Raw genomic sequence first — 15867 nt, 5'->3', positions numbered from 1 at the left:
ATCCCCCATTTACTGATTGGTATATAGGAAATAAGTGTACCACAAAGGGAATGAAAAAGCAATCAAAGACCGACGTCCGCGGAAGATGGCAGTGAACGCAGGCGTCGGTCTTGTGATTAGAAAATGATCATGTAAAAGTGGCTATGTAAAAATCAGTCCTTCTTCAGCAGCTCCTTACCGGAGATACCCGGCTCAGTCATCTGTACCGGATTCAGAATCTCGTCAAGCTCTTCCTCTGTCAGAAGCTTCTCCTTCAGAATCAGCTCACGGACGGAATCGCCGGATTTCATGGCTCTCTTGGCGATATCGGCGGCCTTCTGGTAGCCCACATGGGGGCAGATGGCAGTGATAATACCCACGCTGTTTTCTACCAGATAACGGCAGCGCTCCTCATTGGCAGTGATTCCAATGACGCAGTTGTCTACGAAGGTCTCTACGGCGTAAGCCAGGGTATCGATGGACTGGAACAGGCAGTAGAAGATGATAGGCTCGAAAGCGTTCAGCTCCAGCTGGCCTGCCTCAGCAGCCATGGTGATGGTCATGTCATTTCCGATGACATTGAAGGCAACCTGGTTCACTACCTCAGGAATAACCGGGTTTACCTTGCCCGGCATGATGGAAGAACCATTCTGCTTTGCCGGAAGGTTAATCTCATGGAAGCCTGCGCGGGGACCGGAGGACATGAGACGAAGGTCATTGGCAATCTTGGATAAGGTAACGGCGCAGGCCTTGATAGCGCCGGATACGGATACGAACGGGTCAAGGTTCTGGGTGGAATCAATCAGGTCGAAGGCCTGGATAAAGTCCATACCGGATACCTCAGACAGATTCGGAACGATACGCTTTAAGTAAGCTTCGTCTGCGTTGATACCGGTACCGATGGCAGTACCGCCCATGTTCAGGGAACGCATCTCGTCCATGGCGATGTCCATACGGCGGATATCACGCATAACTGCGACAGAGTATGCCTTGAATTCCTGTCCCAGACGGATGGGAACCGCATCCTGCATCTGGGTACGTCCCATCTTGATGACATGGTCAAATTCCTCTGACTTTGCGGAAAACGCGTCGTGAAGACGAAGAAGCTCTTTCTTCAGATTCTGCAGCAGCCGCAGGGAAGTCATCTTACCTGCAGTGGGGATGACGTCGTTGGTGGACTGGCCGCAGTTTACATGGTCGTTGGGGTGTACGATGGAGTAATCGCCCTTCTGGCCGCCCAGAAGCTCGATGGCGCGGTTGGCGATGACTTCATTTGCATTCATATTGATAGAGGTTCCGGCGCCGCCCTGAATCGGGTCAACGATGAAGTCCTCGTGATGCTGACCGGCCAGAATCTCGTCGCAGGCCTTCACGATGGCGTCTGCCCGCTTCTTATCCAACAGGTTAATCTCGCAGTTGGTGATGGCAGCGGCCTTCTTAATATAAGCCAGGCTGTTGATAATCTCCGGATGCATATTCAGTCCGGTGATATGGAAATTTTCTGCGGCACGCAAGGACTGGACGCCGTAGTACACGTCTTCGGGGACGTCTTTGGTACCGATGGAATCTTTTTCAACTCTATATTCTGTCTTGTCGCTCATAATCCTTCTCCTTCAGTAAATAACGTAATTTTTAAACCTGATTTTTGCGCGCTTTTCAAATTTCATTGTTGAACTTATTATAGCAACCTGCTACAATATAAGCAAATACATATATTTCTATAATCTATATAACTTTAAAATTATGTTATGGGGAGGAAAATCATGTTCCGCGGAATGGAATACGTCTATGCAGTTTATCAGGAAAAAAGTATCTCCCGGGCGGCTGAGCGCCTGTGTATTTCCCAGCCGTCCCTAAGTGCCAATATTAAAAGAATTGAAGGAAAAGTGGGATATCCGCTTTTCGATCGGAGCACCAAGCCCCTGTCCCTGACCGAATGCGGCGAGCGATACATCCGCTCCGTGGAGCAGATCATGGCCATTGAAAATGAATTCTCCGACTACGTAAACGATTGGGGCGACCTGAAAACCGGTAATCTGGTGCTGGGTGGCAGCAGCCTCTTTGCATCCTGGGTATTGCCCGGCCTCATCGGTCGATTTTCCGTCCGTTACCCTAAGGTACATGTGGAGTTGATAGAGGAGAGCACCGCCGAGCTGGCCCGCCTCCTGCAGCAGGGCCGAATTGACATGATGCTGGACAACTGTAAGCTGGATCCGAAGCTCTTCGACCATGCCGTCTACCGGGAAGAGACCCTGTTCCTGGCCGTTCCTTACAAGTTTCCGGCCATCCGGGAAGCCAGCCCCTACATCGTCTCCCGGGAAATGATCGTGACCGGTGGCTGGAAAGACGAGTCGGTGAAGCCTGTCCCGCTGAAGCTCTTTGCCCAGGAACCCTTCGTTATGCTGAAACCTGAAAACGACACCCGCAAGCGCGCCGTTGAAATTTTACAGACCGCCGGCATCACCCCCGACATTTCTCTGGAGCTGGATCAGCAGCTCACATCCTACCATGTTGTCTGCTCCGGCTTAGGGATAGCTTTCGTCAGCGACACTCTGATAAGTGAAGTCCCTGCCCGCCCTGATGTGGTCTACTTCAAGCTTCCGGAGGGCCGCCGTAGCAGAAGCTTACGCTTCTACTGGAAAGCCGGCCGCTATCAGACCCGAGCCATGCAAGAATTCTTGAAACTAACAACCACCACCCCTACCCACCCCCAAAATTAAAACGGGAGGGCTGTGCCCTCCCGTTGTCGTCCGTTATATACTACTTACCCTGGCTCATCTGATCCAGCAGCCCCGTCTTAATCCGAAACAGCTTATCCGACAGATCCACATAAACCTGATGCGGATTGGTAAGTCTTCTTGTCTCATCCCAGAGCGTCTCCTGCTCCTTCTTACAGTAATCCCGGATTTCCATAACGCTCGGAGAAGTGTACACACACTCGCCCTTCAGGAACACCGGAACCAGCAGCTCCCGTACATGGTAGGTGCCGCCTTTTAAGGTGGTCTTCTTCCAGGTTTCTATGGAATCGAAGATCAGCAGATCCTTGTCCGCGTCATAAGACTCATCAGCCAGCGCAATCAGATCCGCGCGAATCTTGCCGGTCTCATTGTCATAGAGACGGAACACCGTCTTATTGCCCGGATTCGTAATCTTCTCAGAATTTTCGGAAAGCTTAATCTTCGGAATAAACTCTCCATTTTCATCCTGTACAGCCGCCAGCTTGTATACGCCGCCGAAAGCCGGGCAGTCGCTGGAGGTAATCATATTGGTGCCGACACCCCAGGAGGTGATGGCCGCGCCCTGATCCTTCAGGCTGTTGATCAGGTACTCATCCAGATCGCTGGAAGCGGAAATAACCGCATCCGGGAAACCGGCCTCGTCCAGCATCTTGCGGGCTTTCTTGGACATATAAGCCAGGTCACCGCTGTCCAGACGGATACCGTAGAAGGTAAGCGGAATACCGGCTTCGCGCATCTCTGTAAATACGCGGATAGCGTTGGGGACGCCGGATTTTAGAGTGTCGTAGGTATCCACCAGAAGAATGCAGGCATCCGGATACAGCTCGGAATACTTCTTAAATGCGGTATACTCATCCGGGAAGCTCATAATCCAGCTGTGCGCGTGGGTACCCTTAACCGGCACGTCGAAAAGCTGTCCGGTCAGCACATTGGAGGTGCCGATACAGCCGCCGATCATGGCAGCGCGGGCTCCGTAGATACCGGCGTCCGGACCCTGTGCTCTGCGAAGACCAAACTCCATGATACCGTCGCCCTTAGCCGCGTATACGACCCGGGCGCACTTGGTAGCAATCAGGCTCTGGTGGTTGATGATATTCAGAATAGCAGTCTCCACTAACTGTGCTTCCATAATCGGGGCGATAACCTTTACCAGCGGCTCACGCGGAAATACAACCGTTCCCTCGGGAATCGCGTAGATATCGCCGGAGAAATGGAAATTGCTCAGATAATCCAGAAAATCCTCATCAAAAAGCTTCAGGCTTCTCAGATAGACAATATCATCCTTATCAAAGGTCAGATTCTTAATGTAATCAATAACCTGGTCAAGACCAGCCGCAATGGCAAATCCGTTTCCGGAGGGATTTTTCCGGTAAAAGGCATCGAAAATAACCGTTTCATTGGTGTGATTCTTGAAATATCCCTGCATCATGGTCAGCTCATAGAGGTCGGTCAGCAGAGTCAGTTTCATCGTACTCATAATAAGTTTGCGCTCCTTCGCAGTTCCGGACAGCGCCGTTTAATGAACGGACAACTGTCTTGTCATTAAATTAGATGTTATCAAGATAGCACATTTACAAAAAAATAACAAGATCCACTTCCATTTTTCGTAGAAATAATATATGATAGAGAGAATAGCATCAGAGAGCAGCGAAAGCTGCCTTCTGGTGCTATTGCTGTATATGGAGAGTTAGTGATCGGCAACAGCCGTTCGAAAAATGGGGGCAATGAAATATGACTGAATTACTGGTAAAAACATTTGTAAAAGATTATCAAAATACAGAGGAAGCGAAGGTTCGGACGGCCTACGGTGTGCTGGCCAGTCTGGTTGGCATCGTCTGCAACCTGCTTCTGTTTGGGGGAAAGCTGGCTGTGGGACTGGTGCTTCACAGTGTGTCCGTTATGGCGGACGCCTTCAATAACCTGTCCGACGCTGCTTCATCCGTCATCGGTTTCATCGGTGTAAAAATGGCAGAGAAGCCTGCGGATGAGGAGCATCCATTCGGCCATGGCCGCATCGAATATATTGCGGCGCTGATTGTATCATTTTTGGTCATTGAGGTAGGCTTTACTTTCTTCAAAAACGCCATTGCGAAAATCCGGACGCCGGAGGAATTAAGCTTCAATCTGATTTCCATGGGCATTCTGCTGGCGTCCGTGGCTGTGAAGCTTTGGCTCAGCTTTTTTAATAAGAAGCTGGGGAAACGGATCAACTCCACTGTGATGCAGGCGACAGCCACAGACGCGTTGGGGGATGTGGTAACAACGCTGGCGACGATAGGTTCGATCCTTTTCTTTTATTTTACAAAGATTAATATCGATGGTTATGTGGGCCTGGCGGTATCCCTGCTTGTCATGTGGGCCGGCGTCGGTATTGCGAAGGATACGCTGGAGCCGCTGATTGGCCAGTCGGTGGATCCAAAGCTGTACCGGGAGATTTCAGAATTTGTGGAAAGCTATGACGGCATTCTGGGCAGCCATGATCTGATTGTACACAATTATGGTCCGACGAAAAGTCTGGCATCCATCCATGCGGAGGTGCCGAACAATGTGGATATCGAGACATCCCATGAGATCATTGACCGGATCGAGCGGGACGCGGCAAAGAAGCTGGGAATCTTTCTGGTGATTCATATGGATCCGGTGGAGACTGCGGACGCGCAGGTGGCAGAAGTGAAGGCAGAGGTGCAGGAAGTGCTTCATCAGATGGATGAACGTCTGAGCCTGCATGATTTTCGTATGGTGGATGGAGAAAAGTGGATTAATCTGATCTTTGACGTGGTTGTCCCTTTTTCCTATGGGGAAAATGATCGGCCAAAGCTTCGGGAAGCTATCGAAGAAGAAGTGAGATCCCTAGACGAACGCTACCATTGCGTCATTACGTTTGACAGTGGTTTCGTGGCGGAGGAATAGTCCATCCGCCGCCCGATTTCCGGCGTTCCGCAAAAGGCCGAAAAAAGGTCGAAAAAAAATCGAAAAAAATGAAAAAAGTGCTTGCATTCTATAAAATACTATGGTATCATAACATTCGTCGCTAAGACATAGGGCTATCGCCAAACGGTAAGGCAACGGACTCTGACTCCGTCATTTCAAGGTTCGAATCCTTGTAGCCCTGGTAAGAGGAATCTCTTATGAGATTCCTTTTTTTGTGTTTGAGAACATTGCGATATAAAAAAAGCTATGATAAAATGAAAATCTGAAGTATATCATCAGTCCATTATTTTATATAAAGGCGGAAGAAAGCTTTGCGTACAGTAAACGAAGAGGCCCGGCGGGCGAGAAAAATAGAATTGATGGAAAAGGCCTACGATTGTTATGCGGAAAATGGCCTGACGGGTGTGGGAATCAAGACAGTAGCGGAGGCCTGCGGATGTAATTCCGCTACGCTGTATCAGTATTTTGAGAATCTGGACGATCTGATTATACAGTCTACCGGATACTGTATGGCGAAGGTGGAGGATGATTTCATGGCGAAAGCGCCCACCGATCCGATGGAGTTGATGCATTTCATCGATGAGATTCCCTACTGGACAGCAAAAAAGCACGGGAAGAAATACCGGCTGATGTACCAGGTCTACACGCATCCGAAGTATATCGAACACGGCAAGCAGTTCTTCAAAGGAGTAAGCAGGCGTTATATGGAGTATGCCATAAGTCTGGAGGCGAAGCTTGGGATTCCCTGCGAGGTGCTGACGCCGCTGATCTTTATTCTGATCCGCGCCAGCGTGCATTACGCAATGTTTGAAGATGAGTATTATCTGAAGAGCCAGCTGGAGGTGCTGAAGCAGAGTATCGTGATGTTTATGGAAAAATTTTATATATAATTTTCGATTATTCGCATAAACACTATACTTTCAAGCAATTTGAAGTATAGAAAATTATTCAATTTACCACGAATTTACCACGATTGAGTGAGCCTTGATATGACAATAAAATAGCACTAAAAAGACACCCTTAACACCTAAGCGGTGTCTTTTATTAAAAAGCAGTCAATCCTAAGACTAACTGCTTTGTGTGTATGGATATGAAATTGTCAAAATGGGTTTTTTATATTACTTTTAATGCAATTTCTAGTATCAACGAAAAAATACAAATTGATAAAATAATGATAACAATTTCAACATTTCCTAGTGATATAAAACATTGAAAAATCAGCATAATTCCTACTAACAATGTAGCTGTTCCCTCAATTCTTGAATGTAGCTTTATATTTTTTACCCCATTATACCTTTTGATAAGGGGCAATTTACCTTTAATAATACTGAATACACCTAAAACCACCATTATAATACCAAGTATTAGCCCTATCATATTTACCACCTTTTCTAAATCTTTAATTTTCAGTTCTATAAATCGAAATTTTCTTGTTTAAATTTATCTTTGAAAAAGCCAATTAAAATTAAAGCAATACCAAGAATTGCAACTGGTATATAAATAATATTAGGTATATGATAAACAAATCTATCAATTCCAGACATAGCAATATAAATAATTATTCCCACACAACTTAAAATGTTTTTATCTTTCATAGCACTACTCCTTTACACCTTATTATTTGTCCGTTTCTTCATACCATATTATAACAGTTCCATATATCCGCCACAATAAAAATCAGCATACCCTTTGAATATTTTCTGCATTGAACAAACACACTTTTTCTTTCTTCCTCTTGATTACCTACCGCAGAAAAGAAAAAGCCCTGTCAAGAGCCTTGCCACCATTGGTGGTGCTTTGCACTCTTTACTGGGCTTTTTGTTTGCTGTATCTTCCATGCAAGAGGAAATTAAAGACCTCTGTTCCATTTCGCCTTTAGATAATCTTCATAATCTCCCTCGTTAAAGTCTACTTGTGGAGAAGTATTAGGAATATTATTTCTGTTGTCAATATCCGCAAGCTGACGGAATATCCAATCATCATAAGGGTCATGGTATTTATACTCTTTGGGCTGTTCTCTGTATCGGTCTAACCCTCGCATTTCCTTATGCACTTTCATCATGCGTTCTAATTTCTGACGCTGTATCAACTGCTTGATTTCCATAAGTTCTTCCAACTCCGTAACCTCATTGGTAATGTAGTTATGAATATACTGTATGAGTTTATATTCCATGTAAAATCTACATTCTCTTTCGTCATTGAAAAATTCATTTTCAGACAGATAATCTAAGGAAACATTGAAATCCTGTTCACGTTTGATAACGTCCATGATATATGGCTCGGTGTGGTCGATATACTTCCATTCTCCCGACAATAATTCATTCGGCGTTACACCCAGCACGTCCATTATCTTTTCCAGCGTATCAAAGGTAGGATAATTCACGCCACGTTCAATCTTGGAAAGGCTCTGCATATTGATACCGATTTTGTCCGCAAGCTCCTGTTGTTTCATTTTTCTGTGTTTTCTTATGGTTTGTATGTTCTCTCCTAAGAAACTGATTTTCTTTATATAACCCTCCATAACTTAGTATAACCGCTCCTTTCGTTGCTTTTTATGGTATTTATAAGCATATCATACTTAATATATATTAAAAAGTCAACAAAAACTTCTTGACAAGTAATTCTAATGGCGTTATTATCGTATCAGATAAAGTGATTAAGCACGATAGGGTCAATCACACGCTTGAGTAAGCATATAAAAGATATATTTTCACTTTGATAGCATGAATAGGCATGGACTATCAGACTGAAAATCGGGTTTCTGACTGGGGCTGTTCCGTTTAGCCACGAGCCTTACAAGGCTCGTGAGCGTTAAGAACGGATCAGACACAGGAAGAAAGGGAACGCCTTTCGGCGTTCGTAAGGGGCGTATATGTAACACCGCCCTGCGCATACATGTCATAGTACCTAGAAACTGTGATAAATAAAGGATAAAACACAATTTATACCCTGCAAAAAAACGGGAAGTACGAAAGGAGTAATGAAGTATCGCAACACATGAAAATTTATCCGTTAAGATTGATTACATCAGCATTGTATTTGATACTGCAACAGCAGAAGATGTAATCACACACATTTTAGATTTACCGACTAACATTTTCAATGTCTATCCTGCAACCGTTAAATTCAAGACCTATCAAACACGCTGGCAGATTGGAGATATTTATATATCGGGGAACGCAAGAAAGACAGAGGACAATCCACAAGGATTAGGCTGTTATCTTGTCATGACAGGCAGAGGGTGCGATGATATTTTCCGTATCCTCGATAACAGAAATTTAACCTTTGGAGATATGTTCTGGCACTGTGAGAGAAGATACGGACTGGATAATTTCCATTTCACAAGACTTGACGTTGCCATTGATGACAGGAACGAAAAACCATTCTTTACCATAGAACAGATAAAGAAGAAATGCGAAAAAGAGGAGTTTATCTCCAATAGTGAGGGCTACCACTTTGATGAAAGTAAGTTTGATGATTTCGACACCGCAAAGACTGTTTATATCGGTGCTGGAAAGTCGGGATTGTCCTACCGCTTTTATGACAAGGATAAGGAAATCTGTTCAAAATACAATAAGACACTTGATGAAGTCGGCAGTTGGAAACGGACAGAAATGCAACTGCGTGATGATAAGGCGCATGCCTTTGCCATGACATTTAAGGACAGACCATTGGAACTTGGAGAGCTGGCTTTCGGACTGCTGGCAAATAACTTACGCTTTGTCGTGCCAAACAAAAACGAAAGTAATAAGAGCAGATGGAAAACGTGTCAGTTTTGGGAACGCTTTTTAGGGGCTGTGGAAGTCTTGAAACTGAATACACCAAAACCGCATAACTCCCTTGAAGAAACACAGCAATGGCTCACAGAGGGTGGCGTGATTTCCGCTGTCAAAAGTTTTTATTTCTTGGAAGAACATGACGCATTAGGCGGACTTGAAAAAGTGGGAACTATGCTGGATAAGGCAAGATACAGCCCTAGTCTTTCAAGCAAGCTGACTGCTCATTTACAGCGGATAGACCGAACCGACCTTATCCCCTATATCCAGTATGACACGAAACATGGGAAAGGGGGGTGCGTCCTATGAATGATTGTGATGTACCTGTATGGAAGAAATACACCCTTACCATTGAGGAAGCGTCCAGATACTTCCGCATTGGAGAAAACAAGCTGAGAAGATTAGCCGAACAGAACAGACACGCAGAATGGCTCATTATGAATGGCAACCGCATACAGATTAAACGCCGACAGTTTGAACAGGTCATTGATAAATTGGACGCTATCTAGTGCAAATGAGCCTTGTATGTGTTAAGATGAAAACAAGTCATATCAAGGCTCTTTCCAACAAGGAAAGGAGCATGAAACCATGAAAGAAAAAAGACGGGATAGCAAAGGACGTATCCTGCATACCGGAGAGAGCCAACGAACAGACGGAAAATACTTATATAAATATGTGGACGCATTTGGAAACACAAAATATGTATATGCTTGGAGATTGACACCAACGGACGTAACACCAAAGGGCAAGCGTCATGATATATCGTTACGGGAAAAAGAGGAACAGATTAAAAAAGACCTGTTAGACGGTATCGACAGTACAGGCAAGAAAATGACACTCTGCCAACTGTACGCCAAACAGAACGCACAGAGGGCAAACGTGAAGAAAAGCACACAGAAACAGAGAGAACAGCTCATGCGGTTACTGAAAGAGGACAAGCTGGGTGCTAGGAGCATTGATACCATAAAACCCTCTGACGCTAAAGAATGGGCGTTACGCATGAAAGAGAAAGGCTTTTCCTACAACACCGTTAACAACCATAAACGCTCGTTAAAAGCGTCATTCTACATAGCCATACAAGATGATTATGTGAGGAAAAATCCCTTTGATTTCAAGCTGAATGAAGTCATAGAAGATGATACCAAAGGGAAAGTCGCATTGACAGAGAAACAGGAACAAGCCCTACTCTCATTCATCAAGACAGATAACGTGTACCACAAGTATTATGATGATGTGCTGATACTGTTAAAAACAGGGCTTCGTATCTCGGAACTATGCGGATTGACGGTCAAGGACATTGATTTCAAAAATGAGATAGTCCATATCGACCACCAGCTACTAAAGAGCAAGGAACAGGGCTATTATATCGAAACACCTAAGACCAAAAGCGGAATAAGGCAAGTGCCATTGAGCGAAGAAACAATCAAGGCATTTCAACGGGTTATCAAGAGCCGACCAAAGACAAAGCCGATAGAGGTAGACGGACACAGCGATTTTGTATTTGTCAATCACAAAGGCAAGCCGAAAGTAGCGATTGATTACAGCAGTTTATTTGTCCGTATGGTAAAGAAATACAACAAGCACCATAAGGAGAACCCACTGCCACATATCACACCGCATATATTAAGGCATACGTTCTGTACGAAAATGGCACACAGGAACATGAACCCGAAAGATTTACAATATATCATGGGTCATTCCAATATCAGTATCACAATGGATTGGTATGCACATTCCTCTATTGAGAGTGCCAAAACAGAGATAAAGCGTCTGATAGCATAGAAGTATTTACCACGAAATTTACCACGTTTGAGAGGGAAAACATAAGAAGATATACCCCGATATGCGAACGTGAACAGAAAGTAAAAATGCCCGTAGAGCCGATAAAATAAGGCTTTGCGGACATTTGATAAGATATAAAAAGATAAGAAAAAAGTGATATATAATTTCTGGTAAATATAAAGCAAAAGTGGAGAAAAAAGCAGAATAGAGAATCACATGGTGGATAAGTGGTGTCTGGCCGTCAGGTCAGGCACTATTTTTTTCTATCCTTTTATAGATATGCTTGTATATGGAGCTATATTATGATATTGTATAATCAAACGATTAATTAATAAAAAGACCGGAGGAAAAGTGATGAAGAAACGATTTTTGAGCATTCTGCTTACACTGTGCATGGTTTTATCCCTTGTTCCCATGACGGTATTTGCGGAGGCGAACGACGAGGTCAAGATCATTAGCGAGGAAAACAATGGGGACACGCCAGTGTGTATCTGTGAGACAGCCTGCGCAGCAGAGAGCATGAATGCAGACTGTCCGGTCTGCGGCGCGGAGGGTGCCGTGGCAGAGAGCTGCGGGAAATATGGCGTAGAAGAATCGCAGGAAGAGCAGAAGGTGGAGCAAAAAGAGGAACAGAAAGCAGAAAAGCCACAGGAAGAAAAGCCACAGGAAGAAAAAAAGGAAGAGCAAAAAGAAGAAGGCGCTGCCGGGGAGAAGAAATCAGGGAATGCAGTGACTTTGCAGGCAGCGGAGGGCGAGGAGGCGCTCAAGCCGGTGGTAAATGCGGAGCATATGCATTGTATCTGCGGTGGAGATACAGAGGCGGGCGATCACACAAGCCACAGCAATGTAACATTTACTCCTTGGAACGGTACAGATGCTATTACCTATACAAATGGGGAAGCGTATGTATATTTGACGAATGATGTCAAGATCAGTTCTAATCTGGATGTGAAGGACGGGAATACACTGTATCTGTGTCTCAATGGAAAAACGTATGCCAGCAACGGAGAAAAGAAGATTACAGTGAGAAATGGACGTCTCGTGCTTTGCGACTGCGACCCGGACAGCAGTGGAGTGATTCAGGGCGCAAATACAGATGTATGGGGCGGCGGATGTATCTATATTTATAATAGTACACTGGATATTTTTGGTGGAAAGCTCACTGGCGGAAACGTGAACAGAGAGAATGGCGGTGGCGGCGCCATTGCCCTGGATGATTCGGAGTGTGTTTTGAATCTGTATGGCGGTGAAATCTCTGGAAATAATGGATATAAACAGGGCGGAGCAATTCTGCTGAATAATAAGGATGGCAAGAGCGGTAAAGTAAATCTGTATGGCGGTACCATCCGTAATAACAGTGCGGAATCCGGTGGTGCTATCTGTGTAAGAGGTGCCGGTACGGTGAATTTCTGCGGAGGTACTGTCAGCGAAAATACAGCAACAAATTCCGGCGGGGTCCTGTACATGGAGGGCGAAGGTACGGTTACACTTTCTGGTGCCAATATCGAGAAGAACAGTGCTGACAGGGGCGGAGCTATCTATATGAACCAAAGCGGTAAAGTAGAATTGACAGGTGGTACGATAAATGAAAATAAAGCAAACATAGATGGCGGAGCTGTTTACATAAAAGATGGTACGGTTACGCTTTCAGGAGCCACTGTCAGTAAGAATGAAGCCAAGTGGGGCGCGGCTGTTTACGTAAATGATGGAGGCAGTGCTGTATTATCCGGTGGAGCTATCAGCGAGAACACGGCAAGCGAGCAGGGCGGAGCAGCCTTTCTGCGTAACGGCGGCAATATAACCCTGTCCGGAACCGAGGTTACAGGAAATAAAGCCTATAAAGGCGGAGCCATCTATGCAAACCAGGGCGGTATGATAGAGCTGTCCGGCAGTACTGTGAAGGACAATCAGGCAGATTGGGACGGAGGCGGTATCTATCTGACCGAAAACACCACAGTGAATTTCAACAGTGGAACCGTTACTGGAAATCGCGCCAGATGGGGCGGCGGCTTCTACCTGTTTGGTGGCGGAACCCTGAACCTGAGCGGTGGCAACCTTGCCGGAAATATTGCGGAAAATGAAACGGATGATGGAAGGATCAGTGCTGGCGGTGGTGTCTATAGCGACAATGGTAATATTACGCTCTCCGGCACAGCCGTTACCGGAAATAAAGCCGACTGGGGCGGCGGATTCCATATTACATCAGGTACGAAGCTTACGATAGCAGGCGGCAGCATTTCCGTAAACCAGGCCAGTCTGGGCAGCGGAGCATATCTGGATTCAGCCGGAACCATCATAGCAGCCGGAAGTACGGTGGAGGATACCATTTACAATGAAGGAAGGATAGAACCGAAGGCGGAAAGCACAGCCGAGACTGATTTCCGGGGCGAAGTAACAAACAGCGGCACCATTTCCGGCGGGGCTTTCAGCGGTGCGGTAATAAATAGCGGCACCATTTCCGGCGGCACCTTCAGCAATACCGTAACAAATAAAAGCACCATTGAAAATGGTACTTTTAACGGTAAGGTAATCTGCGCGGGAAGCGCCGCAGACGGTAATGCGAGCGGCCCGTTGAGCGGTGGCACGATCAAAGGCGGTACCTATGCGCAGCCCATAGAGATGAAAGCCGGTACCGTTTATACGGACGAGAAGCTGGCAGTAGTGGACGGCTCCCATCTGTTGACCTATATGCTGGATGGCGCAGTCTACCTGCGTCAGGTACTGGATGATACGGTATGGCCGACGCAGAAAACTGCTCCGAAAAAGACAGATGCCTATTTTGAAGGCTGGTATTACGCAGACGGCACACGCCTGGCCTATCGTAATGCTATTTCCGAGGATGGTACTGTAGCGGCGCGGTATAACAGCAGTTATGACGGGACAGAAGAGCATCCTGTCCCAATCAGTTCGGTAGAAGAACTGTATCTGTTTTGGGAAAATGTGAGTCAATATGGAGAAGCTAGTCTCTGCGGGAGGCTGATGAATGATATCGTACTCAATGAGGGAACCTTCGATGCGGACGGTAATTATTCCGATGGGACAGCGGTAGAGTGGACGCCAATCGGAACTTATGAAGCGCCCTACACAGGTACATTTGATGGTGCCGGTCATACAATTCGGGGATTGTATACCAATAGTAGTGATGACTATCAGGGTCTTTTCGCAAAGCTGGAGAATGCCACAGTGAAAGCTCTGACAGTAACAGGATATATAGAAGGGTATGATTATGTCGGCGCCATCGCGGGAGAAGCGATAGGTACCACCAGTATTTCAAGCTGCAGGAGTGAATGCACGATAAAAGGTGATGATAATATTGGCGGTATTGTGGGAGAGAGCTATGATAGCGTTGTCATCCGTGATTGCTATAATGCGGGTGAGATCCGTGGAGACGGAGATATCAGCGGCATCGTAGGAGATGCCAATGACAATACAATTATCGAGAATTGTCACAATACAGGCGCGATTACCAGTGACGACGATGATATCGGTGGTATTGCAGGTGTTATCTATGATAATGTTATCGTCCGAAATTGCAGCAATACCGGTACCGTGAGCGGCGATGACGATATCGGTGGTATCGTAGGAGATATCAATGACAGTGGAGTCGTTGAACGTTGTTATAATACCGGTGAGGTGAGCGGTGATGACGATATCGGTGGTATCGCAGGAGAAACCCCGGAAGCAGGAGGCATACAGGATTGTTATAATCTGGGTAAAGTAATAGGTAACAGTCATACAGGCGGTGTGGCAGGACATCATAGAGGGGAAATGGAATCCTGTTATAATATGGGTACTGTTAGCGCTACAGGCGGTGAAAGCAAATATGGAGCGATTGCGGGTTATGTCTATGGGGATGATTACGATGATGAGCACTATGGCGGCAAAATAAAGAACTGCTATTATCTGAACGGCACAGCAGAAAAGGGCATCGGAGCAAACGACAATACCAGCGAAAGCGAGGTTGTGACACCGACAGCCTATGATGCAGCCGACTTTGCCAAGGGCACCGTGCTGAATCTGCTGATTGCCAACCGCACCGGAGACGAGAACCCCTGGGACACCGAGGGCAGCAAGCCCCTGACCGATGCGGCAGAGGATACGACAGAACTTCCGGTACTGGCATGGCAGAAGCTGGCGGCACGGCATCACGGCGGGGAGGCCACCTGCAAGGACAAGGCGGTCTGCAGCGGCTGCGGAAAGGAATATGGCAGCCTGAATATGCAGAATCATATCCACCTTCAACATGTTCCGGCAAAGGCGGCGACCAAGACCGCCGAGGGCAATATTGAGTACTGGTACTGCGACGGCTGCGGCAAATATTACAGCGACGAGGCTGCCACAAAGGAAATTACAAAGGACGCGACGATCATAGCGAAGCTTACGGAAAAGCCGGCTGACACAAAGCCATCCGGTACTAAAACAAGCCATAGCAAATCATCGGTCTCCAGTCCGAAGACAAAGGGCAAGAGCCCGGAAACCGGCGATACAAACGAGTTGCAGCTCTGGCTTGCGCTTCTGTTCCTGAGCAGCGGTGCGGTATTAGGCGCAGTGATCGGAAGTAGAAAAAAATATAACAAGTAAATAGAACGCAGAACACAGGGAAAATGTGGGAACTACCAGAAGGGACTGCCGCTTCATCATCGATAACAGGTGATGGAGCG

Annotated in this window: 11 protein-coding genes and 1 tRNA gene; 8 read left to right on the top strand and 4 right to left on the bottom strand. The window is 46.2% G+C overall.

What is annotated here, in order from left to right:
* Window positions 1–152 precede the first annotated feature (152 nt).
* Window positions 153–1580, bottom strand: a complete 1428-nt coding sequence (locus ACESZP_RS09035; protein WP_499708818.1) for an aspartate ammonia-lyase — start codon at window positions 1578–1580, stop codon at window positions 153–155.
* A 162-nt stretch (window positions 1581–1742) separates the two neighbouring features.
* On the opposite strand from ACESZP_RS09035, the gene ACESZP_RS09030 reads away from it, so the two are divergent.
* Complete coding sequence (locus tag ACESZP_RS09030; protein ID WP_499708817.1) at window positions 1743–2699, top strand: LysR family transcriptional regulator; 957 nt, start codon at window positions 1743–1745, stop codon at window positions 2697–2699.
* Window positions 2700–2739: 40 nt separating this feature from the next.
* Here the strand turns inward: ACESZP_RS09030 and ACESZP_RS09025 are convergent, their stop codons facing one another.
* Window positions 2740–4194: a nicotinate phosphoribosyltransferase gene (locus ACESZP_RS09025; protein WP_499708816.1), complete on the bottom strand. Its 1455-nt coding sequence runs from the start codon at window positions 4192–4194 to the stop codon at window positions 2740–2742.
* Window positions 4195–4448: 254 nt separating this feature from the next.
* Here ACESZP_RS09025 and ACESZP_RS09020 point away from each other — a divergent pair, with 254 nt between their 5' ends.
* The 3 genes from ACESZP_RS09020 (at window position 4449) to ACESZP_RS09010 (ending at window position 6538) form a co-directional block, all read left to right on the top strand.
* Complete coding sequence (locus ACESZP_RS09020) at window positions 4449–5627, top strand: cation diffusion facilitator family transporter (protein ID WP_499708815.1); 1179 nt, start codon at window positions 4449–4451, stop codon at window positions 5625–5627.
* A gap of 130 nt (window positions 5628–5757) precedes the next feature.
* Window positions 5758–5829, top strand: a tRNA-Gln gene (locus tag ACESZP_RS09015).
* A gap of 130 nt (window positions 5830–5959) precedes the next feature.
* The gene (locus ACESZP_RS09010; RefSeq protein ID WP_499708814.1) at window positions 5960–6538 is read left to right on the top strand and encodes a TetR/AcrR family transcriptional regulator; all 579 of its coding nucleotides are present in this window, start codon (window positions 5960–5962) and stop codon (window positions 6536–6538) included.
* A 522-nt stretch (window positions 6539–7060) separates the two neighbouring features.
* Here ACESZP_RS09010 and ACESZP_RS09005 read toward each other — a convergent pair.
* A complete protein-coding gene (locus ACESZP_RS09005) occupies window positions 7061–7243 on the bottom strand; it encodes a hypothetical protein (protein ID WP_118660662.1) in 183 nt (60 codons plus the stop codon).
* Window positions 7244–7497: 254 nt separating this feature from the next.
* Window positions 7498–8100 carry a helix-turn-helix domain-containing protein gene (locus ACESZP_RS09000; protein WP_456298627.1) on the bottom strand — a complete coding sequence of 201 codons (603 nt, stop codon included), beginning with the start codon at window positions 8098–8100 and terminating at the stop codon, window positions 7498–7500.
* A 565-nt stretch (window positions 8101–8665) separates the two neighbouring features.
* Between ACESZP_RS09000 and ACESZP_RS08995 the strand changes: the two genes are divergently transcribed.
* From ACESZP_RS08995 to ACESZP_RS08980, 4 genes are all read left to right on the top strand, one after another.
* Window positions 8666–9733, top strand: coding sequence for a replication initiation factor domain-containing protein (locus ACESZP_RS08995; RefSeq protein ID WP_499708845.1), 1068 nt, complete (start codon window positions 8666–8668; stop codon window positions 9731–9733).
* Window positions 9730–9933, top strand: a complete 204-nt coding sequence (locus ACESZP_RS08990) for an excisionase (RefSeq protein WP_499708813.1) — start codon at window positions 9730–9732, stop codon at window positions 9931–9933. The genes ACESZP_RS08995 and ACESZP_RS08990 overlap by 4 nt, the downstream gene beginning before the upstream one ends.
* A gap of 79 nt (window positions 9934–10012) precedes the next feature.
* Window positions 10013–11206 (top strand): site-specific integrase, encoded by a 1194-nt coding sequence (locus ACESZP_RS08985; protein WP_499708812.1) that lies wholly within the window; start codon window positions 10013–10015, stop codon window positions 11204–11206.
* 354 nt (window positions 11207–11560) lie between these two features.
* Window positions 11561–15787 (top strand): autotransporter outer membrane beta-barrel domain-containing protein, encoded by a 4227-nt coding sequence (locus ACESZP_RS08980; protein WP_499708811.1) that lies wholly within the window; start codon window positions 11561–11563, stop codon window positions 15785–15787.
* Window positions 15788–15867: the final 80 nt, after the last annotated feature.

Origin of the sequence: Candidatus Dorea massiliensis AP6, assembly GCF_964245105.1 — a bacterium.
In the GTDB taxonomy this organism is placed as follows: Bacteria; Bacillota; Clostridia; order Lachnospirales; family Lachnospiraceae; genus Laedolimicola; species Laedolimicola intestinihominis.
This window is presented reverse-complemented; position numbering and strand designations above follow the sequence as displayed.

Bases quoted from the DNA above. Each gene is read 5' to 3' on its own strand.
- ACESZP_RS09035 (WP_499708818.1), bottom strand. From the start codon at position 1,580: ATGAGCGACAAGACAGAATATAGAGTTGAAAAAGATTCCATCGGTACC.
- ACESZP_RS09030 (WP_499708817.1), top strand. From the start codon at position 1,743: ATGTTCCGCGGAATGGAATACGTCTATGCAGTTTATCAGGAAAAAAGT.
- ACESZP_RS09025 (WP_499708816.1), bottom strand. From the start codon at position 4,194: ATGAGTACGATGAAACTGACTCTGCTGACCGACCTCTATGAGCTGACC.
- ACESZP_RS09020 (WP_499708815.1), top strand. From the start codon at position 4,449: ATGACTGAATTACTGGTAAAAACATTTGTAAAAGATTATCAAAATACA.
- ACESZP_RS09005 (WP_118660662.1), bottom strand. From the start codon at position 7,243: ATGAAAGATAAAAACATTTTAAGTTGTGTGGGAATAATTATTTATATT.
- ACESZP_RS09000 (WP_456298627.1), bottom strand. From the start codon at position 8,100: ATGAAACAACAGGAGCTTGCGGACAAAATCGGTATCAATATGCAGAGC.
- ACESZP_RS08990 (WP_499708813.1), top strand. From the start codon at position 9,730: ATGAATGATTGTGATGTACCTGTATGGAAGAAATACACCCTTACCATT.
- ACESZP_RS08985 (WP_499708812.1), top strand. From the start codon at position 10,013: ATGAAAGAAAAAAGACGGGATAGCAAAGGACGTATCCTGCATACCGGA.
- ACESZP_RS08980 (WP_499708811.1), top strand. From the start codon at position 11,561: ATGAAGAAACGATTTTTGAGCATTCTGCTTACACTGTGCATGGTTTTA.